The organism is Bacillus sp. OV322 (assembly GCF_900112495.1).
Taxonomy (GTDB): domain Bacteria; phylum Bacillota; class Bacilli; order Bacillales; family DSM-1321; genus Peribacillus.
Genome location: NZ_FOMA01000002.1, coordinates 216498 through 240592, shown reverse-complemented (window position 1 = coordinate 240592; position 24095 = coordinate 216498). Strand labels below are relative to the sequence as shown.

The 24095-nt window shown below is 44.1% G+C and carries 20 protein-coding genes; 2 read left to right on the top strand and 18 right to left on the bottom strand.

The features are described from left to right. Positions 1 to 37 precede the first annotated feature (37 nt). From spoIIR to BM126_RS05540, 8 genes are all read right to left on the bottom strand, one after another. On the bottom strand, positions 38 to 838 hold the full coding sequence (gene spoIIR, locus BM126_RS05575; RefSeq protein WP_090988603.1) for a stage II sporulation protein R: 801 nt from the start codon (positions 836 to 838) through the stop codon (positions 38 to 40). 299 nt (positions 839 to 1137) lie between these two features. Continuing rightward, the gene (gene prmC / locus BM126_RS05570; RefSeq protein WP_090988602.1) at positions 1138 to 2007 is read right to left on the bottom strand and encodes a peptide chain release factor N(5)-glutamine methyltransferase; all 870 of its coding nucleotides are present in this window, start codon (positions 2005 to 2007) and stop codon (positions 1138 to 1140) included. Next, positions 2000 to 3070: a peptide chain release factor 1 gene (gene prfA / locus BM126_RS05565; protein ID WP_090988601.1), complete on the bottom strand. Its 1071-nt coding sequence runs from the start codon at positions 3068 to 3070 to the stop codon at positions 2000 to 2002. The genes prmC and prfA overlap by 8 nt, the downstream gene beginning before the upstream one ends. Positions 3071 to 3477: 407 nt before the next feature. Then, positions 3478 to 4098, bottom strand: a complete 621-nt coding sequence (locus tag BM126_RS05560; RefSeq protein ID WP_071351071.1) for a thymidine kinase — start codon at positions 4096 to 4098, stop codon at positions 3478 to 3480. 234 nt (positions 4099 to 4332) lie between these two features. Next, positions 4333 to 4533: a 50S ribosomal protein L31 gene (gene rpmE, locus BM126_RS05555; RefSeq protein WP_090988600.1), complete on the bottom strand. Its 201-nt coding sequence runs from the start codon at positions 4531 to 4533 to the stop codon at positions 4333 to 4335. Between the two features lie 143 nt (positions 4534 to 4676). Beyond that, complete coding sequence (rho, locus tag BM126_RS05550; RefSeq protein WP_071351069.1) at positions 4677 to 5957, bottom strand: transcription termination factor Rho; 1281 nt, start codon at positions 5955 to 5957, stop codon at positions 4677 to 4679. A gap of 415 nt (positions 5958 to 6372) precedes the next feature. Continuing rightward, positions 6373 to 7335: a class II fructose-bisphosphatase gene (gene glpX, locus BM126_RS05545; protein WP_071351068.1), complete on the bottom strand. Its 963-nt coding sequence runs from the start codon at positions 7333 to 7335 to the stop codon at positions 6373 to 6375. A gap of 117 nt (positions 7336 to 7452) precedes the next feature. After that, positions 7453 to 8736: a UDP-N-acetylglucosamine 1-carboxyvinyltransferase gene (locus BM126_RS05540; RefSeq protein WP_071351067.1), complete on the bottom strand. Its 1284-nt coding sequence runs from the start codon at positions 8734 to 8736 to the stop codon at positions 7453 to 7455. Between the two features lie 309 nt (positions 8737 to 9045). Here BM126_RS05540 and BM126_RS22180 point away from each other — a divergent pair, with 309 nt between their 5' ends. Further along, positions 9046 to 9219 (top strand): hypothetical protein, encoded by a 174-nt coding sequence (locus tag BM126_RS22180; RefSeq protein WP_177201321.1) that lies wholly within the window; start codon positions 9046 to 9048, stop codon positions 9217 to 9219. 112 nt (positions 9220 to 9331) lie between these two features. Here the strand turns inward: BM126_RS22180 and BM126_RS05535 are convergent, their stop codons facing one another. Next, complete coding sequence (locus BM126_RS05535) at positions 9332 to 10189, bottom strand: class II fructose-bisphosphate aldolase (protein ID WP_090988599.1); 858 nt, start codon at positions 10187 to 10189, stop codon at positions 9332 to 9334. Between the two features lie 260 nt (positions 10190 to 10449). Further along, positions 10450 to 10821, bottom strand: a complete 372-nt coding sequence (locus tag BM126_RS05530; protein ID WP_071351064.1) for a response regulator — start codon at positions 10819 to 10821, stop codon at positions 10450 to 10452. Between the two features lie 563 nt (positions 10822 to 11384). On the opposite strand from BM126_RS05530, the gene BM126_RS05525 reads away from it, so the two are divergent. Beyond that, positions 11385 to 11915 carry a DUF2529 domain-containing protein gene (locus BM126_RS05525; RefSeq protein WP_090988598.1) on the top strand — a complete coding sequence of 177 codons (531 nt, stop codon included), beginning with the start codon at positions 11385 to 11387 and terminating at the stop codon, positions 11913 to 11915. Between the two features lie 323 nt (positions 11916 to 12238). Here the strand turns inward: BM126_RS05525 and BM126_RS05520 are convergent, their stop codons facing one another. The 8 genes from BM126_RS05520 to BM126_RS05485 form a co-directional block, all read right to left on the bottom strand. Continuing rightward, positions 12239 to 13843 (bottom strand): CTP synthase, encoded by a 1605-nt coding sequence (locus BM126_RS05520; RefSeq protein ID WP_090988597.1) that lies wholly within the window; start codon positions 13841 to 13843, stop codon positions 12239 to 12241. 317 nt (positions 13844 to 14160) lie between these two features. Beyond that, positions 14161 to 14748 carry a DNA-directed RNA polymerase subunit delta gene (gene rpoE, locus BM126_RS05515; protein ID WP_371261409.1) on the bottom strand — a complete coding sequence of 196 codons (588 nt, stop codon included), beginning with the start codon at positions 14746 to 14748 and terminating at the stop codon, positions 14161 to 14163. A 497-nt stretch (positions 14749 to 15245) separates the two neighbouring features. After that, positions 15246 to 18512 (bottom strand): fused isobutyryl-CoA mutase/GTPase IcmF, encoded by a 3267-nt coding sequence (gene icmF, locus BM126_RS05510; protein WP_090988596.1) that lies wholly within the window; start codon positions 18510 to 18512, stop codon positions 15246 to 15248. Continuing rightward, positions 18490 to 19170, bottom strand: coding sequence for a TetR/AcrR family transcriptional regulator (locus tag BM126_RS05505; RefSeq protein ID WP_090988595.1), 681 nt, complete (start codon positions 19168 to 19170; stop codon positions 18490 to 18492). The genes icmF and BM126_RS05505 overlap by 23 nt, the downstream gene beginning before the upstream one ends. 134 nt (positions 19171 to 19304) lie before the next feature. Beyond that, the gene (locus tag BM126_RS05500; protein ID WP_090988594.1) at positions 19305 to 20444 is read right to left on the bottom strand and encodes an acyl-CoA dehydrogenase; all 1140 of its coding nucleotides are present in this window, start codon (positions 20442 to 20444) and stop codon (positions 19305 to 19307) included. A 43-nt stretch (positions 20445 to 20487) separates the two neighbouring features. Then, a complete protein-coding gene (locus BM126_RS05495; RefSeq protein ID WP_090988593.1) occupies positions 20488 to 21618 on the bottom strand; it encodes an acyl-CoA dehydrogenase in 1131 nt (376 codons plus the stop codon). Positions 21619 to 21642: 24 nt separating this feature from the next. Further along, entirely contained in the window at positions 21643 to 22503 is an 861-nt protein-coding gene (locus BM126_RS05490; RefSeq protein ID WP_090988592.1) for a 3-hydroxybutyryl-CoA dehydrogenase, read from the bottom strand. A gap of 69 nt (positions 22504 to 22572) precedes the next feature. Continuing rightward, complete coding sequence (locus BM126_RS05485; protein WP_090988591.1) at positions 22573 to 23760, bottom strand: acetyl-CoA C-acetyltransferase; 1188 nt, start codon at positions 23758 to 23760, stop codon at positions 22573 to 22575. Between the last annotated feature and the right edge of the window lie 335 nt (positions 23761 to 24095).

Genomic DNA, 24095 nt, shown 5'->3' with positions numbered 1-24095 from the left:
GCAACACTGCTCCCCAGCATAGAAATCAATAAATGTTTTAGAAAATGTCAGAGAATATTTCGGCAAAAAAGGATTTGACTACAACAGGCTGTTCTTCACTGCTTGCAAAGACATCGTCATGCTTTTCACTTTCTTCCTGGTAATTGGCATTCAGCGGCGTGACTGACGATGATTCAGATTCTGTCCGGTCATCAGAAGAAGCTGTCTGAGAAGAAGAATGCTTGTCCGATTTCTTTAATTCGGGCTCCTCGGCAGATTTACTTTTTTCTTCTGCTGCAGGCGTCTTTACATCAGGCTCATTTTGATCTTCCTTCATTGGACTCTGGCTGACTGCTGTTCCATTTGAAAAATCAAGGAAGCATAAAGGCGGAAACAGTACACACCACCAATTGGCTCCTTCACCGTCACCCAGCGTGATAACGACTGCCTCATAATCTCCAGCAGGATATAGATATTGACCGTATAGTTTTGTCGGGAAATCCGCCTTGCCAAAACGCACCTTCACAGCTTGGTCCAAACCCTGTTTTTTCATCATTTCTTCTGCCCTTTTTTGAATATCAGGCAGATGTGAAACAATAACGTTCCTTGCCTCTTTAATGGAGGTTAACTGGCCCACCCAACCTGCAATATCCTGGTTGACCTTGTCTCTTATAGACCTTTTGATCTCCTGGTCTTCTTCTTTATCACTGTTGGCTAAAATCCGGAGCCTGATTGCCTGATCCGGAATTACAACCGAATTCTTAGCGGATGCTGTTTCTGTTTTAGGCATATATAAACTTGAGATTGTTCCTAAAGTTAAGATTAATAGATAGATAATGGCTAAATGTTTTCTTTTCACGTCATCTCCCCCTCAACAGCCAGTCTGTCCAGAAGAGGGATATCTTAAACTACTAAATTGATTAATTTAAGGATGTTTTCGTAAATGCTGCTTCTACCTGAACAAGGGGTTGATTTCCGCTTCAGGATGCTCGCTTTCCGGGGGGGGCGTGCGTTGAGCCCGCAGGAATCTCCGCCCTTTCGCTCCAATCAACCTGCATTAACAATGGATTTGCCTTGACCACTTATTAAGAAGTAATAATCTTTAAGAAATGAGCCTTTTAAAAAAAGGGAAAAGGGATTTGACCCCTTTTCCCCGCCTTACTTCATCCCGGCGAAAACCATCCGGTCCTTGCCGTTAATGTCATTGATGACTGAAACATCGGCAGCAGGGAAAGTGTCCTGCAAAAGTGCAGCTACAGCCTCTCCCTGGCCCGCTCCAATTTCAAAGCCGATGAGTCCTGGTTTTTTAATAGCTTTGGGAAGCTGTTCCATAAATCGCCGGTAAAAATCCAGACCGTCCGCTCCTGCAAATAATGCACGGTGCGGCTCATGGCCCGTAACAACAATAGACATGTCTTTCTTGTCTTCTTCCGGAATATACGGCGGGTTTGACAGGATGATGTCAAACCGCCTCCCCTCTGCGATCAGGGGCAACAGCATATCTCCTGAAACAAAGCTTACATCTGCTTTCAGCTCTTCGCTGTTTTTTCTTGCTGCCTCAAGAGAGGGCACTGCAATATCCGTTGCAGTAACATTCAATTCAGGAACTTCAAGCTTCATGGTGATGGCAATAGCACCGCTTCCAGTCCCGATATCTGCGAGCTCCAAGTCGTTTCTGCCCGGAAAGATTCCAGGAATTTTCCCGATGGTATGATAAATCAGCTCTTCCGTTTCAGGCCTTGGGATTAGGACCTCTTCATTCACCATGAATGTCCTGCCGTAAAATTCCTCTGATCCTATTATATATTGAACAGGCATGCCATCAGCATGCTGCTTTACCGCCTTTTCGAAGGATACGCCGGCTTCTTTCGGCAGCAAGTCCTGCAGGCTGGCGAGCATTTGGGACCTGCTCATGCCCAAGATATGCTTCAGCAGGATTTCACCGGCATTTTCATCGCGTCCATTTTCCTTTAAAAAAGAAGAAGCCCAATTCAGGGCTTCATATACTTTCGTAAATGAATTAGTCATCCGAATTTTCCAGTCTTGAAGATTGATCTTCAAGGATCAGAGCATCAATCACTTCATCAAGCTTTCCTTCAATGATTTGATCAAGCTTCTGAATGGTTAATCCAATCCGGTGGTCCGTCACCCGGTTTTGCGGGAAATTATAAGTTCTGATCCGTTCAGAACGGTCTCCCGTTCCAACCGCAAGCTTTCTGTTTTGATCATATTCTGCCTGTGCTTCACGCTGAAATTTGTCATACACGCGGGCACGAAGAACCTTCATCGCTTTTTCTTTATTCTTTATTTGAGATTTTTCATCCTGGATGGAAACGACAGTATTCGTCGGAAGATGGGTCAGGCGGACAGCCGACATAGTGGTATTAACGCTCTGCCCTCCAGGACCGCTTGATGCAAAGGTATCCACACGGATATCTTTATCATGTATCTCAATTTCGACCTCTTCAGCCTCAGGCAAAACCGCTACCGTTGCCGTTGAAGTATGGATACGTCCTCCTGACTCGGTTTCCGGAACACGCTGAACACGGTGGGCTCCATTTTCAAACTTCAGCTTGGAATATGCCCCTTTTCCGTTGATCATGAAGATAATTTCTTTAAATCCGCCAAGTCCTGTGGGGCTCGATTCCATGACTTCCGTCTTCCAGCCCTGCACCTCCGCAAAACGGCTGTACATTCTGTAAAGGCTTCCTGCAAATAATGCAGCTTCATCCCCTCCTGCAGCTCCCCTGATTTCCATGATTACGTTTTTATCATCATTCGGGTCTTTTGGAATCAAGAGGATCTTCAGCTTTTCTTCCCAATCTGTCAATGAATCTTCAAGCTCACTGAGTTCTTCTTTTACCATTTCGCGCATTTCCGGATCAAGCTTTTCCTCAAGCATGGCCTTAGCGTCCCCATGCTGATCTTTCACCTGCTTATATTCCTTATATGCCATCACGGTGTCCTGAATGTCCGATTGCTCTTTTGAGTACTCTCTCAGCTTCTTCGAGTCATTAATGATTTCCGGATCGCTTAGCAATTCATTTAATCTTTCATATCTATCTTCAACAGCCTGTAATCGATCAAACACAATATTCACCTCATAATATTTCCGGCTTTTCTTCTGGCCGCTCACGATGAGTTAGGCCAAAAAAGGTGCCTGATTGGTCAATGGGCGTTCAAGGCATATGTTTTTCTATGCCATTTCAGTTTCTCCATATAGTGTCATTATAGTATAGGTGAAGAATACACGTCAAAGACAATCAAACACATCAATAGAGCAGAAAAGCCCGTTTCTGCCTAATTATGCCGCCATTTGCTATATCGCTGTATTTTCTTTTTAGCTTTCCCATAAAAGAAGTGAAAATTACCCACTGCATCATACGTCCTATTCAGCCTTCAAACAGTTTCTATCAGAAAAAAAGAACGCAGAGTATTCTGGTCCCTATAATAAAATAAAAAAAAACTGCACAAAGACATTCGTCTTCACGCAGTAATCTATAATTTTGTGCTTTTCCATTCTTTTTCCTTTAGCCTATCTGAACTTCCCGGCACTTCGTGATGATGTCTGCATCTCGGTTCATAGCTTTCCGATGCGCCAACAAGAATGACAGGATCATCATGGGAAGCAGGGGAACCATTAATAAGCCGCTGTGTTCTGCTTGCAGGGGATCCGCATACTGCACACACTGCCTGCAGCTTGGTAACTGATTCAGCCAAAGCCATTAAGTCCGGCACAGGGCCAAATGGTTCGCCGCGGAAATCCTGGTCAAGGCCTGCCAGAATGACGTGATAGCCGCTGTCAGCAAGATGCTGCGCCACGTCCACAATTTCATCGTCAAAAAACTGCACTTCATCTATGGCCACAACATCCAGGTCTTCATGGATATATTGAAAAATTTCTGTAGAATGTGAAATTGGTTTTGCTATTACCGATGTACCGCTATGTGACACAACAGCTTCTTTTGCATAGCGATTATCCAAAACCGGCTTAAAGACAGCAATCTGCTGTTTAGCAAATTGAGCGCGGCTGACTCTTTTTATTAATTCCTCGGATTTTCCGGAAAACATGCTTCCGCAAATGAGCTCCATCCAGCCAGATTGTTTCATTACGTACATTGAAACAGCCTCTCCCTTCCACACAGTAATAAACTTTCTGAAAAACCACGACCGGGCAGGCCGGAATAAGGCGAGAAAATCATGAGGGCTGCCGTTTCTTCAAAAGGGGGATATAGTCCTTAAACTCCCCATTTTTGCCTCTTTTACCCGTGGTTTATGTAGCATATGTCTTCTATCTTGCATGAAAAAAACAGGCAAGAAATTGCACTTGCCTGTTTCTGAAGTTTCTTCTTATTACTTAAGGCCGTATTTTTTGTTGAAACGGTCAACACGTCCGCCAGCTTCAGCGAATTTTTGACGTCCAGTGTAGAATGGATGACATTCAGCGCAAGTTTCAACGCGGATATCTTCTTTTACTGAACCAGTTTCAAATTTGTTTCCGCAAGAGCAAGATACTGTTGCAGTTTTATAATTTGGATGAATTCCAGCTTTCATCTTTTTCAGCTCCTTCTGCCCTGAATCATTCGAAACAGAGTTATATAAGGCGAGGATTTATAAATCCTCACAGATATTGTAAAAACACATGAACTCATTATATCAACTATAAACTAGCTTTGCAACTGTTTAATAGAGAATACTTAAGAACGTTTTGTTCCTTGAGGACTCTTTTTCATTTCTTCCTCAAGCTTGGCAAAAAATTCTTCATTGCCCTTCGTTTGTCTCAAGCGGCGCAAAAACTTCTCTGCAAAGTCCGGTGTATCAGACATCGTTTTGCGGATGGCCCATAGTTTATCAAGACGATCCTTAGGAATGAGAAGCTCTTCCTTCCGGGTACCGGAACGGCGGATGTCAATGGCTGGGAAGATGCGTTTCTCTGCAAGAGAGCGATCCAGGTGAAGCTCCATATTTCCTGTTCCTTTAAACTCCTCATAAATCACATCGTCCATCCGTGAGCCTGTGTCCACAAGGGCTGTGGCGAGAATGGTCAGGCTGCCGCCTTCTTCAATATTCCTTGCTGCCCCAAAGAAGCGTTTCGGACGATGGAAGGCTGCAGGATCAATACCGCCTGACAGTGTACGTCCGCTCGGCGGAATGACAAGGTTATAAGCGCGCGCAAGACGAGTAATGCTATCCATTAAAATGATGACATCCCGCTTATGCTCAACAAGGCGCATGGCTCTTTCCAAAACAAGCTCTGCCACCTTAATGTGGTTCTCAGGAACTTCATCGAAAGTGGAACTGACCACATCCCCAGCAACAGAACGCTCAATATCGGTCACTTCCTCAGGGCGTTCATCAATCAGCAGAACGATCAATTCAGCTTCAGGGTGATTGGTTGTGATTGAGTTTGCAATCTCCTTGATCAGCATCGTTTTACCGGCTTTAGGAGGCGCAACAATTAATCCCCTCTGCCCGAATCCAACTGGTGCAAGAACATCCATAATCCTCGTCGATATATGTTTCGGCTCGGTTTCAAGCTTGATTTGGCGGTCTGGGTAAAGAGGAGTCAATCCCGGAAAATGGACACGTTCTTTAGCCGATTCCGGGTTGTCCCCGTTCACAGCCTCAACATGCAGAAGCCCATAATACCGTTCATTCTCCTTGGGTGGCCTTACTTTCCCCGACACTTTATCTCCATTGCGAAGATCAAACCTTCGAATTTGCGATGCGGAAATGTAAATGTCCTCAGAGCTCGGAGAATAGTTGATTGGGCGCAGAAAACCAAAACCCTCAGAAGGGATGATTTCAAGAACGCCTTCCATGAAAAGCAGCCCGTCTTGTTCAGCCTGGGCTTTAAGTATTGCAAAGATAAGCTCTTTTTTCGATAGTTTACTGTAATAGGAAACTTTATACTGGCGGGCATGCTCGTATAAGTCCTTTAGCTTCATCGTCTCTAAATTAGAAATTGTTAAATTCATTATGACACCACACTTTATTTAATTAAAACGTTTACACCCGCTTCGCAAAAGAAGAATTTGGATAGTAAAAATTTATTTTTTATTTGCCGGCAAGGCTTTTTTCTTTTTGTAGAAGAGATATTTACTTTCTTACATGTTAATGAAGAAGTTAATTGAAGGCTTCTTGAAGTTAGGAGTAGTAAGCAGAATTTCTTTTTAAGAAAACTTTTGAAAACAAAACCTATTTTACTTTTTTTGCTTTAATTATTCAACTTTTATTTTTTTACAGCGAAAGCGAGCGATAAAATCCGCCCGCTTTTTTTTGACAGGAGGCACAGCGCCCTTAATCGGCAGGAGCGCTTCCCGTCTTGATATATAAAGGATTCGCTGCAGGATCAAGTGACATCCCGCAGCGGCCAGGTGTATATTCAGGAAATCAGTAATTGGAAAGATTTGGCTTCCTTTTCAGGCTATGTCTTCCATCAATGAAGCGAACCGTCCCGGATTTGGCACGCATGACAAGGGAATGTGTGATGCCGTGCTGGCCTTTAAACTGAACGCCTTTCAGCAGCTCACCGTCTGTTACACCTGTTGCAGCAAATATAGCATCATCACCGCGCACAAGGTCTTCCATCCTCAAGGTGCTGTTTACATCCAGTCCCATTTTGATGCATCGCTCTAACTCTGCATCACTCTGCGGCAGCAGTTTCCCCTGTATTTCCCCGCCCAGGCACTTTAGGGCTACTGCAGCGATAACTCCCTCAGGTGCTCCGCCAGAGCCAAACAGAATATCTACGCCCGTCATGTCAAAGGCCGTATTGATGGCACCGGCAATATCACCTTCGTTAATGAGCTTAATGCGCGCTCCGGCCTCTCTTAATTCATGGACAATATCTGCATGGCGGTCCCTGTTCAAAACAGTGGCCACTACATCTTCAATATCTTTATTTTTGGCCTTTGCCACTGCTTTAAGGTTGTCCAGAACCGAGGCATTAATATCGATTTGGCCAACTGCTTCAGGTCCGACTGCAATTTTATCCATATACATATCAGGGGCATGCAAAAGGTTTCCGTGATCTGCAATGGCAAGCACAGCCAGCGCATTCCACCCTCCTGCAGCTACGATGTTGGTTCCTTCGAGCGGATCTACCGCAACATCAACAAGCGGCCCGGTGCCTAAGCCAAGCTTTTCTCCTATATACAGCATCGGCGCTTCGTCCATTTCCCCTTCACCGATTACCACTGTGCCCTGCATTGGTATCGTGTTGAATACATCCCTCATGGCAGTAGTAGCTGCATCATCCGCTTCGTCTTTTTTGCCTCTTCCCATCCAGCGTGCTGAAGCCAATGCTGCCAGCTCAGTCACCCGTACAAGCTCCATTGATAGACTTCTTTCCATGTGAGAATCCCCCTAAGTATGTCTAATCTGATTTTTCACGTAAATTAGTATAACACAATAAAGCGAGTACTGTAACACAAATAGATTTAGCGGAAGTCAGGAGATACCTTGTTTGCTTTAATGCTTGAGCTGCTCTACTTCAAGAGCGGTCATCTTCTCGCGCCAAATCGTGGCACCAAGTCCTGACAGCTTTTCTACAAGGTGGCTGTATCCTCGGTCAATATGTTCCACACCTGTTACCTCGGTGATTCCTTCTGCCATAAGGCCGGCAATGACAAGAGCCGCACCTGCCCGCAAATCACTTGCTTTTACCTTTGCCCCCTGCAGCTGTACGGGTCCATTTATAATGGCAGCCCTTCCTTCCACCTTAATGGAAGCATTCATTCTTCTCAGCTCGTCAATATGTTTAAAGCGCGCTCCATATATCGTATCCGTTACAACACTTGAGCCTTCCGCCTTTGTCAGCAGTGACGTGAACGGCTGCTGCAGATCCGTTGGAAATCCAGGGTATACAAGGGTTTTTATATCGACTGACTTGAATTTTTGCCCTGGTGAAACAAAAATCTGGTCATCTCCCGCTTCTATATTGACACCCATTTCCCTAAGCTTTGCTGTCAATGATTCAAGATGCTGCGGAATGACATTATCAATCAGGATTCCATCTCCCGCTGCTGCTGCCAGGATCATGAAGGTTCCAGCTTCAATCCGGTCCGGAATGATTGTATGCTTGCACCCGCTTAGTGATTCGACACCATCAATTCTGATAATATCCGTGCCCGCTCCTTTGATTTTCGCTCCCATATTTGTCAGGAGGGTCGCTACATCAATGATTTCGGGTTCCTTGGCAGCATTTTCAATAACGGTGCGGCCTTTGGCCAGCACAGCAGCAAGCATGATATTGATGGTTGCGCCGACACTTACAACATCAAGATAAATCCTTGCCCCTCTTAACTCGTCCGCTCTCAGGTAAATCGCTCCCTGCTCATTGGTCACCTGTGCCCCAAGCGCTTCAAAGCCTTTGATATGCTGATCGATCGGGCGCGGTCCCAAGTGACAGCCTCCAGGAAGCCCAATCACTGCCTTCTTGAACTTGCCAAGCATGGCGCCCATAAGGTAGTAAGAGGCACGAAGCATCTTCACACGCCCATTTGGGAGCGGCATGGAAATCATTTTGCCCGGGTCGACTGTCATTTCTCCATCCTTGAATTCAACCTCTCCTCCTATTTCTTCAAGAAGAGACTTTAATGTCTGTACATCCGATATATCAGGAAGGCCCTCGATCGTAACTGGGGAATCTCCCAGGATTGTAGCTGGAATAAGAGCAACTGCACTGTTTTTAGCACCGCTGACGCGAATATTTCCTTTTAGAGGATATCCTCCGGCAATTTTAATTTTTTCCATGTTAATACTCCCTTCTACGCTATGCACTGAAGAAGATAGGCTAATGAAAGGCCTGAAACATCAGGCATTTTTTCCCATAAACCTTTTTCCAAAAACCGACATCATTCATGTTCTATTGTAATAGTTTACACAAAAATAGAAAAGTCATGTAAAAAAATGAAAAAATTTTACATTTTTGCAGAATATAAGAAAAAAATACAGAAGGGTATGTTAGGGAGAGTGCTAATCTCCTGAAAAGAAGTTGCCTTTTCACATAATGAATCATTAATATATCATTCGGCACACTAGTGAAATTTCCTTTGCACCCTTTTGCATTCACTGAATACTTTTGCGGCAGCAGGAATCTCTGCATTTGCTGCTTCAAAAATCAGCCACGATTTTCTGATTCAGGCATTGATAAAACATTCCTCTTCGTTTTCAAAAGCTGCTTCAATTAAGTGTACAGGATGCGAAGCCGGATTTCCATTTTTCGGGATTGCATAAAATAAAAAAGCCCATCCCTTCCTGCCGGATGCGGAGCAATTGTGCAGAGGCTGCCAATAATTCCTAGGCTTGAAGGGAGAGGCTCTATATACGAGAATTGTAATAAAATGATTTACGCCTTGCCGTCAGAACCAAATTCACGGATTTTCGCGATAACAGTTTCCTTGATCGCTTCACGGCCCGGCCCCATATACTTGCGGGGATCGTAAACCTTCACATCTTTGGTTAAGATTTCTCTTACAGCATGTGTAAACACGAGCTGGTTTTCCGTATTCACATTAATTTTTGAGGTGCCCAGTGAAATCGCCCTCTGGATGTCTTTAAGCGGGATTCCTGTGCCCCCGTGAAGGACGAGCGGGGTATTAGTCAAGTCCCGCACTTCTTCCATTTCTTTAAAGCCCAGATTAGGATCACCCTTATATGGACCATGAACAGATCCCAGGGCAGGAGCGAAACAGTCAACTCCGGTTTGTTTAACGAGCTCCTCACATTCTTTCGGGTCCGCGTAAATGACTCCATCTGCAACAATGTCGTCTTCCTGTCCGCCAACCGTTCCTACCTCAGCTTCTACTGAAACATTCTTGGAATGTGCATATTCTACAACTTTTTTAGTCTCTTCGATATTCTCTTGAATTGGATGGTGGGAAGCATCTATCATTACTGAAGTAAAGCCTGCATCAATGGCCTTTTTACAGTTTTCGAAGCTTGAACCATGATCTAGATGAATGGCAACAGGAACCGTGATTTCCATATCTTCAAGTAAGCCTTGAACCATCATGACCGTCGTTTTGAATCCGCCCATATGACGGGCAGCGCCTTCTGATACACCAAGGATTACAGGAGATTTTTCTTGTTCAGCAGCAGCTAATATCGCTTGTGTCCATTCAAGGTTATTAATATTGAATTGGCCAACAGCATATTTTTCTTCAAGTGCTTTGTTGAGCATTTCTTTCATGGATACTAAAGGCATGTAATTTCCTCCTACCAGTCATTAATCCTGCAAGTTAGCATTCTATCTAGATATTACATCCGGCTTTCTATCGGCACCGCCAATCGCCGAGTAATACCGTTCCACATTAAGCATATCAAGATGATCCCAAAACAGCAACAAATTATCTGAACTGTTATATTAGAGGCTAAATTCAGAAAAAACCTTAAAAAGCGGCAATCTTTTAAAAAGAGAGCCGCGGGCTTTGAGCATATTTTCTATTTCCCGATGAATGGCAAAGGTTAATTAGATTTGACAGGCAGGTATTCCCTTACCGCTGCCCGGATATCATCAATGTCAAAAGGCTTGGCAAAGTGTGTCATTGCTCCTAGATCCTTCGCTTCCTGTATCATATCCAGTTCACCATAAGCAGTCATGATGATTACCCTGATATCAGGATCGACTTGTTTCATACGCTTCAGAATTTCAATTCCATCCATCCCCGGTATTTTCATATCTAATAGCACCAAATCTGGAGAATGGGTATTCACAACATCCAGGGCCTGAATTCCATTTGCAGCCTGAAAGGTTTCGTAGCCCTCTTTATGAAGCACTTCATTGAGCAAAATTCTAATCCCGAATTGGTCATCAACAATTAATATTTTTCCTTTCATTCTCTCACCTCTTTCTTATTTGAAGGCTCTGCTAAATTTTCCTGCTGATTTTTCCGGCTCAAGACTTCAGGGGCTGCGCAAGCCAACTCACAGCCTGGGTCCTGCAGGGTCTTTCCTGCCGCGCTATTTCCCCAGGAGTCAAACGAACCCGCTTAATCAACAAAAATGCAGCTTAACAAAGCCTATTTGAAAGAATTACGACCTCATTTGCAGCCTTAGCTTCATTATTTTCTTTTATGCACCAAATCCCGCTGCCGCAACGTGAAGCTAATTCCAGCTATTTTACTTTTAATGTATTATTCCTTTTTAAATAATTCGCCAATTGTCAGCAAATTCCTTCTTTCTCCTACCTCAAAGTGAAAAATTTAGATATTTTTCACTTTCCCATATTAAGAGAGGCAGTAAACTCTTTTCCATACATCAGGAAGCGGAAATCATGCGGATTTGTCCTGCTGGCTGTTCTCCAGCTTCATTTATTAGAGCATCATAAAAACTGCTTTGCTTCCGTAAAGATTGCCTTTGTTCTATAATAATATCATCATTGAGATTAAAGGAGATTTTCTATGCTTAAAATGTTCTCCACCCAGCTTACAGGGGTATTTAAGAAATTAATGGATGAAGAAAGCTTTAGCTTTGAAGACAGTGCCCGTTTGCTTGCTCAAGCAGCCATCGGCGACGGTACCATTTACATACACGGAACGGGTGAAATGAAAGGAATCCTTGCAGAAGCATTCGATGGACCTGAAATTTTCCCTCATGCCAAACCTTACGATACGGCATCCGGCAGCCCTGCCCTGACTATTGAAGACAGAGTACTCATCTTCACCAGATATGCCAATGATCCCGAAGCACTTTCACTGGCAGAAACCCTCAGGGAACAGCACATTCCAACCGCAGCCGTTTCTTCCATCATGGCAGATATCGAGCAATCTTTAGAGAAAATTACAGATGTTCATGTTGATCTAAGACTAAAAAAAGGGCTCCTCCCTGATGAAACAGGCGGCAGGTACGGCTACCCTTCACTAATGGCTGCCCTATTCGCCTATTACGGAATTAAGTTCACTTTGGAAGAAATATTGCAAGAGTACGAATAAAAAAGCGCAAGCGCCTGTTCAGCCTGTGAAGCAAATAGGGTTTTGGTATTAGAAGGCGCTCTTCGCCTTCTGAGAACAAAACATCTTACAAGGAACGAAGGCTAAGTACCCTGCGTCCTGCAGAAACGCCTTCATGACCTGCATCCTGCAGGCCTCAGCGGGCTAGGCGCTGAAGCTGGATTTAATAAAAAGCGCAAGCGCCTTGCATAGCGCAATAAAAAAATTTATGCCTACCACCGTAATGGGGAGTTTTAACGCAAAAACACCCCGCATTCAGAGTTTCCTGGATGCGGGGTGTTTTTAAACTGTTCAATCAGTTAGAATTATTTTTCACTGAATTGCAGGGATGCCTCAACAAAGTCGCGGAATAGCGGCTGCGGGCGGGTTGGGCGTGAGATGAATTCCGGATGGAATTGTGATGCCACAAACCATGGGTGATCCTTCAATTCGATAATTTCCACTAGTCTGCCGTCAGGGCTGGTTCCAGAGAAAATGAATCCAGCTGTTTCCATGGCCTGGCGATAGTGATTATTGAATTCAAAACGGTGGCGGTGGCGCTCATACACCACTTCGTCCTGATAAGCAGCATGAGCTTTAGTGCCCTCAGTCAACTTACATGGATATAATCCAAGACGAAGGGTGCCTCCCAAGTCTTCAACATCCTTTTGTTCAGGAAGAAGATCGATGATCGGGTCTGGTGTTTCCAGATTAATTTCCGCTGAATGCGCACCTTCAAGTCCGAGCACATGGCGGGCATATTCCACTGATGCCAGCTGCATGCCAAGGCAAATGCCAAGGAATGGAACCTGATTGATCCTTGCATACTCGATAGCTGAAATCTTTCCTTCAATTCCCCGGTCGCCGAAGCCTCCAGGAACAAGAATGCCGTCAGCATCTCCAAGTAGTTCGTTCACGTTTTCTCTTGTCACTTCTTCCGCATTCACCCATTTGATGTCAATATCTGAATCAAACGTGTAACCAGCGTGTTTTAACGCTTCTACTACAGAAATGTATGCATCCTGCAGCTCAACGTATTTACCTACAAGAGCAATTTTAGTTGTCTTGGATAGGGAAGTCACTTTTTCAACTAGCGCCTTCCACTCTGTCATTTCAGCTTCCTGGCAATCCAGCTTTAAGTGATCGCACACAATCTGGTCCATTTTCTGCTGCTGAAGCGCAAGCGGGATGGAATAAAGAGTATCAGCATCTTCACATTCAATAACGGAATTTGTGTCTATATCACAGAATAGGGCAATTTTATCCTTCATGTCCTGTGAAATCGGCATTTCTGTACGAACTACAATGATATTTGGCTGAATGCCAAGACTGCGAAGCTCTTTAACACTATGCTGGGTCGGCTTTGTTTTCAGCTCTCCTGCAGCTTTAATATAAGGAACAAGCGTACAATGGATGTACATAACATTATCGCGGCCAATATCACTCTTGATCTGGCGGATAGCTTCAAGGAATGGCAGGGATTCGATATCTCCGACCGTTCCGCCGATTTCTGTGATTACAACGTCTGCATTTGTTTCATGTCCAGCACGGAAAACCCGGTCTTTGATTTCATTTGTAATGTGGGGGATAACCTGGACCGTTCCTCCTAAATAATCTCCTCTGCGCTCTTTTCTAAGAACCGTAGAGTAGATTTTACCTGTCGTTACATTGCTGTGCTTCCCAAGGTTGATATCGATAAACCTTTCATAATGGCCAAGATCCAAATCTGTTTCAGCGCCATCATCGGTTACGAATACCTCTCCATGCTGATAAGGGCTCATTGTCCCAGGGTCTACGTTAATGTATGGATCAAATTTCTGGATCGTAACATTCAGCCCTCTATTTTTTAATAATCTTCCTAATGAAGCTGCTGTAATTCCTTTTCCCAGGGAAGAAACTACTCCGCCTGTAACAAAAATATATTTTGTCATCATATATCCCCCTTCAAGTTTTTCCATGATTGCCTGTTCCAAAAAAAGACTGTTCTTAAGAAACCGATTATGAATTCTCAAATAGTTTTTCCATAAAAAGAGAATTCATTTCTAAAAAACAAAAAAATGATGTTTTTTGAATGTATCAGTCATTCATCCATCATTTGATTAGCCATGCTATTTCTGCTTATCTTATATTGAAAAACAAAAACGCTCCGCTTACAAAAGTAAGGGAGCGGTATAATTTATCAACGTGTCCTTTTTTAAGGAGCCCAAAAATGATTCTACAAATTTCGATGATAAAAGTCAAGCACTTCTTATTTTTCTTTTTCCTCATCATCCAAATCTTCTTCGTCTTCATCTTCTTCATCATCTTCGTCGATATCAAACTCTTCATCTTCAATAATGTCTTCGTCAATATCTTCTTCATCTTCATCATCATCTTCTAAAAGATCGTCATCTTCATCCTCATCGAGGCCATCATCCAGAAGATCATCTTCATCTTCGTCTAAATCATCAATATCTTCTTCAAAGTCCAGATCTTCATCCTCCAGCTCATCGAAGTCATCATCTGCAACAGCAGCTTTTTTGCCTTTTTTCTTCTTAGGCTTAGCTGTATGAACTACTTCCTCTTCAATCTGGTCGAATGGATACCAGGTTTTCAATCCCCAGCGGTAGTCTCCAAGTGATGTAAAGCGGCCATCCACATTCAAATCTGTATAAAACTGTGAAATTTTGCGTTCTTTCTCCGCTTTGCTCATTCCTTGAAGAGCAGTCAGCTCTGCCATAATATCTGAAAAAGATAATGGTTCATTTCTTTCAACAAGCAATTCATAGGTCATTTCTATTAAAGACATTTCTTTTATTTGCTCTTTTGTGAAATTTTTCAAACTCAAAACCAGCACGTCCTTTCTCTATTCCAACAGCCTATATGTTTTCTGCATAAAAAATAATATACAAGATATAATTTCTGCCATTCTTCGCCCATTTTCAAGGCATATTTATCATTATAAACAATATAATCGTGTTTATGCTAGTTCTATCTTAATCTTTCAGTGATTTTCCGCACCTTTAAATGGGGACAATACCCTTCATTCCATCCAAATTGTTTATGCTGAATCTTCATTCTTGCCTCATCGCCCGGTTTTTATAAGTAAGGCTCCGCACCTCTTGTAATTATTTTCGCTTCAGGCGCCTGCAAACAATGCAGGCAGATCAGCAATGGGCAAACAAACACATAGAACATTAATAGAGTCTAAAAAAAGCAATGGAAAGTCAATTTCCACTGCTTTTTCTATCGATATAGTTTACTTGGAATTACCTGATGATTTTAGCTGCAGATGTCCGTTTTCTGCTTCAATGCCGGACTCCGCACTTTTTTAGCCGGCACTTACATGGCTTTTTACATATTCCTTCTGTACTGGCCGCCAACCTCATAGAGGGCATGCGTGATTTGGCCAAGGCTTGCTGTTTTTACGCAATCCATCAATTCGGCAAAGATATTTTCACCCTGTACGGCAGCTGCTTTCAATCTTTTTATCGACTCTTCATACTGGCTGCTGTTTGCATTTTGGAAATTACGCAAATTGGTGATTTGCATTTCCTTTTCCTCCCGCGTCGCACGGGCAATTTCCATTGAGTTCATCGCTTCTTCAGAGGGAGGGTTTGGATTAAGATAGGTGTTCACCCCGATGATCGGAAGTTCCCCGGAATGCTTTTTCATTTCATAATGCATGGATTCATCCTGAATTTTCCCGCGCTGATATTGGGTTTCCATTGCCCCAAGAACTCCGCCTCTGTCATTGATCCGGTCAAATTCCTGAAGCACGGCCTCTTCCACCAGATCTGTCAGTTCTTCCATGATAAATGATCCCTGAAGCGGGTTTTCGTTCTTGGACAGGCCATGCTCTTTTGTAATGATCATCTGGATGGCCATCGCCCGCCGCACTGATTCCTCTGTAGGAGTTGTAATGGCTTCATCATAAGCATTTGTATGAAGTGAATTACAATTGTCCTGAAGGGCCATCAGAGCCTGGAGAGTGGTTCTGATATCGTTGAAATCAATCTCCTGAGCATGCAGGGAACGCCCAGAGGTCTGGATATGATATTTCAGCTTCTGGCTCCGCTCATTCGCTCCGTATTTATTCTTCATCACTGTAGCCCAGATTCTGCGCGCCACACGGCCGATTACACTGTATTCCGGATCAAGGCCGTTCGAAAAGAAGAATGATAGATTTGGAGCAAAGTCATCAATATTCATGCCTCTGCTTAAGTAATATTCCACATACGTAAATCCATTTGCCAGTGTAAAGGCCAATTGGGATATCGGGTTTGCGCCTGCTTCAGCAATATGATAGCCGGAAATAGAGACAGAATAATAATTCCGCACTTTCTGATTGATAAAGTATTCCTGGATATCTCCCATCATTCTCAGCGCAAATTCAGTAGAAAAGATACATGTGTTTTGCCCCTGATCTTCCTTCAGGATATCTGCCTGGACTGTCCCTCTGACTGTTTGAAGCGTGAAGGCCTTCACCTCTGCAAATTCCGTTTCCGTCAGCTTCCGTCCAAGCTCGGCCTCTTTCTTCTCCACCTGCTGCTCAATAGCTGTGTTCATATACATGGCCAGAATGATTGGTGCCGGGCCGTTGATGGTCATGGATACTGAAGTTGAAGGATGGCAAAGGTCAAATCCTGCATAGAGCTTTTTCATATCATCCAGTGTACAGATGCTGACGCCGCTTTCTCCAACCTTTCCGTAAATATCCGGCCTGTAATCCGGGTCCTCTCCGTAAAGCGTTACAGAATCAAATGCTGTGCTCAGCCGTTTTGCATTGTCATCCTTTGAAAGATAGTGGAACCGTTTGTTAGTCCGGTCCGGAGAGCCTTCGCCGGCAAACTGCCTCTTCGGATCCTCTCCCTCTCGTTTAAACGGAAATACACCCGCTGTATAAGGGAAATAGCCCGGTACATTTTCACGGTACACCCAGCTCAGAATTTCGCCATAATCTGCATAGCGCGGAAGAGAAACCTTTGGTATAAGGAGGCCTGAAAGGCTTTTTGTTTTTAGCTCTGTGACAATCTCCTTGTCACGAATCTTTGTAACTAGGCGGTCACCGGAATACTTTTCTTTAAACGATGGCCATTCCTTCAGGATTCTCCTTGATTCTGCACTCAGTCCGGAAGCCGTCTCTTCTTTTAGTGATTCCAGAGATTGAATGATACTTTCACTGTTTCCCTGCTCTCTAACCGCAGCAATGGCACCCTCCAGCTGAAAGATCCGTCTCGCCACTTGTGACTGCTGCTGTGACTGCTTATGATAGTTCCTTATCGCTTCAGCAATTTCACGCAGATAATATCTTCGGTCATTTGGAATAATCATGTTCTGCTTTTGAACATCAGCATCCTTGGAGAAAGATGTGCTCCAATTTGTTCCCGTTTTTTCATTTACCTTTTCCACCAATGCAGCAAATAGTGCGTTGGTGCCCGCATCATTAAACTGCGAAGCAATGGTCCCATAAACAGGCATCCGGCCAGGATCTTCATCAAAAAGTACATGGCTTCTCTGGTATTGCTTTTGAACCTGGCTTTTCGCATCTTCAGATCCTTTGCGCTCATACTTATTAATGACAATCAAATCGGCATAATCAATCATGTCGATTTTTTCAAGCTGTGAAGGAGCCCCAAACTCACTTGTCATCACATACAATGAAACATCGCAGATATCAGCTATTTCCGCGTCACCCTGGCCGATACCGCTCGTCTCTACGATAACAAGATCATAGCCTGCAGCTTTTACTACTGAAATGGCATCCCTGATGGCAAGGGAAAGCTCGCTTTTGGAATGGCGTGTTGCAAGACTTCTCATATAAACCCGGTTTGAGAAAATAGCATTCATGCGGATGCGGTCGCCAAGTAGTGCTCCGCCGGTTTTTTGCTTGGTTGGATCAATGGAGAGGATGGCTACGGTTTTCTCGGGAATCTCATTAATGAACCTGCGGATCAGTTCATCCGTTAATGAACTTTTTCCGGCACCGCCTGTTCCTGTAATACCGATAACAGGAACTTGATTAGCTGCATTCTTAATTTGCTCAAGAAGACCTTCAGCAGCAGCTGCTGTTTCATCAGCGGCATCCAGCCGGTTTTCAGCTAGTGTTATAAATCTGGCTACAGCACCTGTATTGCCTGATTTAAGTTCCTCGAGCTGTCCGGAAATAGAGGTATTGACTGTCGGGAAGTCACATTCCTCAAGCATTTTATTAATCATGCCCTGAAGCCCGTTTGTCCTTCCATCCTCTGGAGAAAAAATACGGGCAATCCCATATTCATGAAGTTCCTGGATTTCACGTGGAATGATAACGCCTCCGCCTCCTCCGTAGATGCGGATGTGCGAGGCGCCCCGCTCTTTTAGAAGGTCATACATATATTTAAAATACTCAACATGCCCGCCTTGGTAGGAAGACATGGCAATGCCCTGCACATCTTCCTGGATAGCGGCGCTGACAACCTCTTCAACAGAACGGTTATGTCCAAGATGGATGACCTCCGCCCCGCTTGATTGAAGGATTCTTCTCATAATGTTAATTGAAGCATCATGACCATCAAATAAACTCGAGGCCGTGACAAAACGAATATGATTTTTTGGTTTATAAGCTTCCACTGTGCTCATTTTGCCCCTCCTTAGGGTAAAATTCCGAATCTGCATTTTTTAAAAATAAACCCTTGATCATCATTTCAGTCTGAAGTTCAATGTACTCCTCTAGCGAAAACAGTTTATGGAGAGCCCATCTCCGGAAACTCCACATTTGTCCCTGCACAAATATGTTGTGGGAAACGATTTTTATTTGCTGTTCTGATAATTGAAGCTCGCCATTTTCCACACATCGGGTAATGACCTTCTCAAACATCCCCACCATCTCAAGCTCCTTATTCAGAACATATGGCAGCGCATCCCTTGTTAAGGATTTAACCTCCTGATACATCACAAGCACTTCATCCTGCATATCATCCATCACTTGAAAAAAGTAAGAAATTGTCCGCTTCAGGCTTTCAATGGTGCCGCTATTATATTCCAATTCCTTCTGCAGCCTTTCTTTGACCTCGTCATAGATGAAATCGCATACAAGATACAGCACATCTTCCTTTGTACGTATGTACTCATAAAGAGTACCGATACTAAAACCGGATGCTTTTGCAATTTCGCGCGTTGTGGTCCTGTGAAATCCTTTTTCCTTAAACAGTGTTACGGCGCCCTTGATCATTTGATTTCGTCTCATACTGACGAGGCGCTCATCTTTGACAGAGGCATGAACTTCTCTCTTTTTCATACAGCACCACCTTCAGCCTTGATAGATGCCTCTTTCTCTAAAAACGGCCTAAAATGAATCTCCAAGGCGTTAAACATGCGGCATTAGCTAAACAGTGAAACTTCCGCTGGCAGAAGTTTCACTTAAAATAGATGTTATTTTGTGATCATTCTTGAGATAACAAGCTTTTGGATTTCTTGAGTGCCTTCATAGATTTGTGTGATTTTTGCATCTCTCATATAGCGTTCTACCGGATAGTCTTTCGTATAGCCATAGCCTCCGAACACCTGGACCGCTTCCGTAGTAACCTTCATGGCCGCATCACCTGCGAATAATTTAGACATAGCCGATTCCTTTCCGTAAGGAAGCCCTTCAGATTCAAGCCATGCTGCCTGATAGGTCAATAGCCTTGAAGCTTCAACGCTCGTGGCCATTTCTGCAAGCTTAAAGCCAATCCCCTGCTGTGCTGCAATCGGCTTGCCGAATTGCTCGCGTTCCTTTGCATAATCTATGGCCGCATCTAATGCACCTTGAGCTATTCCAACCGCTTGGGCCGCAATTCCGTTTCTTCCGCCGTCAAGAGTCATCATCGCAATTTTAAAGCCTTCACCCTCTTTTCCAAGAAGGTTTTCCTTCGGCACTCTGCAATCTTCAAAAATAATCTCAGTTGTCGGTGATGAACGGATGCCGAGTTTCTTTTCTTTTTTGCCGACACTGAATCCTGCAAAATCTTTTTCCACGATAAACGCACTCGTGCCTTTTTGTTTGGATTCCGGGTCAGTAAGGGCAAACACCACATAGGTATCGGCAATGCCGCCATTTGTGATAAAAATTTTCGATCCATTTAGGACATAATGATCTCCATCCAGCCTGGCAGTCGTTCTCATGCCGCCTGCATCCGAGCCTGAGCCCGGTTCTGTCAGTCCGTAAGCACCGATTTTTTCTCCCTGTGCCATAGGACGGAGATATTTTTGTTTTTGTTCTTCAGAACCGAATTTATAGATGGGCCATCCAGCAAGCGACGTGTGTGCTGATAGAGTCACTCCTGTAGAGGCACATACACGTGAAAGCTCTTCAACTGCAATGCAATAGGCAAGAAAGTCACTGCCTATGCCGCCGTATTCCTCCGGCCATGGAATGCCTGTCAATCCCAGTTCAGCCATTTTATCGAAAATTTCACGATCGAATCTTTCTTCTTCATCACGTTCCGCCGCTGTCGGGGCCACTTCATTCCTTGCAAAATCACGTACCATTTTACGAATCATTTCATGTTCTTCTGTTAGTTTGAATTGCATCTAAAAGTCCCCCATTATCATAATTTTAGCTTTAGTCACCGTTCTACAGATGCTTACTGATCACAATTCGCTGTATTTCACTGGTGCCTTCATAGATTTCTGTGATTTTAGCGTCCCGGAAGTACCTTTCAACCGGATAATCCTTTGTATAGCCGTAACCTCCATACACCTGAACAGCTTCGCTTGTAACCTCCACTGCTGTTCTTGAGGCAAAAAGCTTTGCCATGGAGGCTTCTTTTCCGCAAGGCAAACCTTGGGATCTTAAATATGCCGCATGATAAACAAGCAGCCTTGCCGCTTCAACACTTGTGGCCATTTCTGCAAGCTTAAAGCCCACTCCCTGAAGATAGGATATTGGTTTTCCGAACTGCACACGCTCTTTCGCATACTGAACTGCATATTCGTATGCCCCCTCGGCAATGCCGAGTGCCTGGGTGGCAATGCCTATTCTTCCTGCATTCAGATTGGCCATGGCAATCTTATAGCCGTCGCCTTCATCTCCAAGCATATTCCCTGCAGGCACTCTCATATCTTCAAATGTAAGCTGGACAGTCCTTGAGCCAAGCAGGCCCATTTTATGTTCATCTTTTCCGATGATTAGCCCTGGTGTGTCTTTTTCTACAATGAACGCTGAAATTCCCCTGCTTTTATCTGAAGGGCTTGTTGAGGCAAAAACAATGTAAATGTCAGCTTCCCCGCCATTTGTAATAAATGCCTTGGAGCCGTTAAGCCTGTAATGGCCGTCTTCTTTTAATGCCCTCGTCTTCAGGTTGGCTGCATCAGATCCGGCACTTGGCTCAGTCAAAGCAAACGCGCCAAGATATTCCCCTGAAGCAAGCTTTGGAACGAACCTTTTCTTTTGCTCGTCTGTGCCAAAATAAAGAATCGGGTACGTTCCTACAGAGGTATGGACAGAAAGAATAACACCGACTGTAGGGCTTACCTTCGAGATTTCATGAATCGCAATAATATACGACATATAATCCATTCCAGCTCCGCCATACTCTTCTGGAATTGGAATCCCCATCAGGCCTAACTCACCCATTCTTTTAACGATTGATCTTGGAAACACACCCGCTTCCATTTCCTCTATAAACGGCTCGATTTCCTTCTTAGCAAAATCCCGCACCATTTTCCGCATCATGTTTTGTTCTTCATTTAATTGAAAGTTCATACTTGCCTCCCTCAGATGCAAACTCTATGCCTGTTCGTTATAGTTATAGAAACCGCGGCCAGTTTTTTTGCCAAGCCATCCAGCTTTTACGTATTTCCTCAGCAGCGGGCAAGGACGGTATTTGTCATCCCCAAACCCTTCATGCAAAGTCTCCATGATATATAAACAGGTATCCAATCCGATAAAGTCAGCTAGTGTAAGCGGTCCCATCGGATGGTTCATTCCAAGCTTCATCACATCATCGATCGCCTCTTTTGATGCGACGCCTTCATATAAGGTGTAAACCGCTTCATTGATCATCGGCATTAAGATCCTGTTGGAAACAAACCCCGGAAAGTCATTTACTTCAACAGGAACCTTTTTTAGCGATAGAGCTGTTTCATGAATAAGCGTGTAGACATCATCTGCAGTAGCCAGGCCGCGAATGATTTCCACGAGCTTCATAACAGGAACAGGATTCATGAAATGCATGCCGATTACCTTCTCCGGCCTTGTTGTGGCAGCAGCAATTTCAGTAATTGGAAGGGAAGATGTATTAGTAGCTAAAATCGCATGCTCTGGAGCAATTTTGTCCAGTTCTGAGAAAAGCTTTGTCTTGATGTCCATGTTCTCAATGGCTGCCTCTATGACGAGATCAGCATGCTGCGCATTTTGCAGATCTGAGGACAGTTCAAGATGGGATAGCGCCTTATCTCGATCTTCCTCTGTCATTTTTCCTTTTGAGGTTTGGCGAGTCAGGTTTTTTTCGATAACTGATAAGCCTTTTTCTGCAAACTCAGGCTTCAGGTCATGCAGAATCACTTGATAGCCGCTCATGGCAAAGACCTGGGCAATTCCCGATCCCATTTGCCCTGCCCCTATCACCATAACTTTATTAATATTCATAGATATGCCTCCTTAAAAACGAGTGGATTTACATCATGCAGCTTTATAGTCGTTCAATTATGCTTACAATCAGCCTTTCGGGACCTCAATCATAATGGCATCTCCCTGCCCGCCTCCGCTGCAGATTGCCGCTATTCCAATTCCGCCGCCCCGGCGCTTTAATTCATGCATCAAGGTAATGATAATTCTTGCTCCGCTTGCTCCGATTGGATGCCCAAGCGCAACTGCCCCGCCATTCACATTGACTTTTTCAGGATCTGTGCTGGCCAGCTTTCCGCTTGCAAGAGCAACTGCGGCAAATGCTTCATTTATTTCAAAAAGGTCAATTTCCTCTAATTTCTTCCCTGTTTTTTCTAAAATGGCGTTAATCACCAGCCCTGGAGTTTTCGGAAAATCCTTCGCTTCAACAGCTACCTCGGCATGGCCGATAATATATGCCTTTGGCTTTTTCCCTTCTTTTTGGGCACGTTCCTCACTCATCAATACAAGCGCCCCGGCACCGTCATTCACTCCCGGAGCATTTCCGGCTGTTATGCTGCCTTCGTTATTAAATGCTGGCCCAAGCTTCGCAAGCTTTTCAACAGAAGTGTCTCTGCGGGGTGCTTCATCATGCTCGACGATAACCGGCTCTCCCTTTCGGACAGGAACTGTTACAGGGACAATTTCCTCTGCAAAGATTCCTACCTCTATTGCAGAAATGGCCCTTTGATGGCTTCTATATGACCAATCATCCTGTTCCTCTCTTGTCAGTCCAAGTTCTTCCGCCGTGCTGTTTCCATAGGTTCCCATGTGGACACCCGTAAAGCTGCAGCTTAGGCCGTCATGGATCATCAAATCCTTCAAAGGAGCATCTCCCATACGAAGCCCCCATCTGGCTTTCGGAAGGAAATACGGCGCATTACTCATAGATTCCATGCCGCCTGCAACAATAATCTCTTCATCTCCAAGACGGATAATCTGATCCGCAAGCGTCACGCTTCTTAGCCCAGATGCACACACCTTATTGATCGTTTCTGTTTTAACTTCCCAAGGAATGCCTGCATGCTTAGCTGCCTGCCTGGAAGGAATTTGCCCCTGTCCTGCCTGAAGAACATTCCCCATGATTACTTCATCTACCTGGCTGCCTGAAATACCGGCACGCTCCAATGCCTCTTTAATGGCAAATCCTCCAAGCTCTGATGCTGTAAAACTGCTTAATCCTCCGCCAAATTTTCCAAATGGTGTTCTCACTCCGCTGACAATAACTGTTTTAGCCATAATGGGTTCCTCCTCTAATTTCAATCCATTTTTTCTCTCATCCAGCCGAAAATTCTAAGATTAGCCGATTAGCAAGCGTTGACTGAACGCTCGCTCGAAATCCAGCCAAAAAAACTCATCAAATGTAAGCGCTTTACTACAGTTTACACAATATAAAGAAAAATTTAAATAATAAAGTATAAAAAGCATAAGCGCCTTGGTAGCCTCGACCAGCATAAGACGCCTCAGAATAGAAGGTGCTCTTTGCCTTCAATTCTGAGGTGACTTATGACCTCGAGAGGCTAGGCGCAGGAGCTGGATTAAATAAAAAGCCTGCTTCCAAAATAAAAATATTA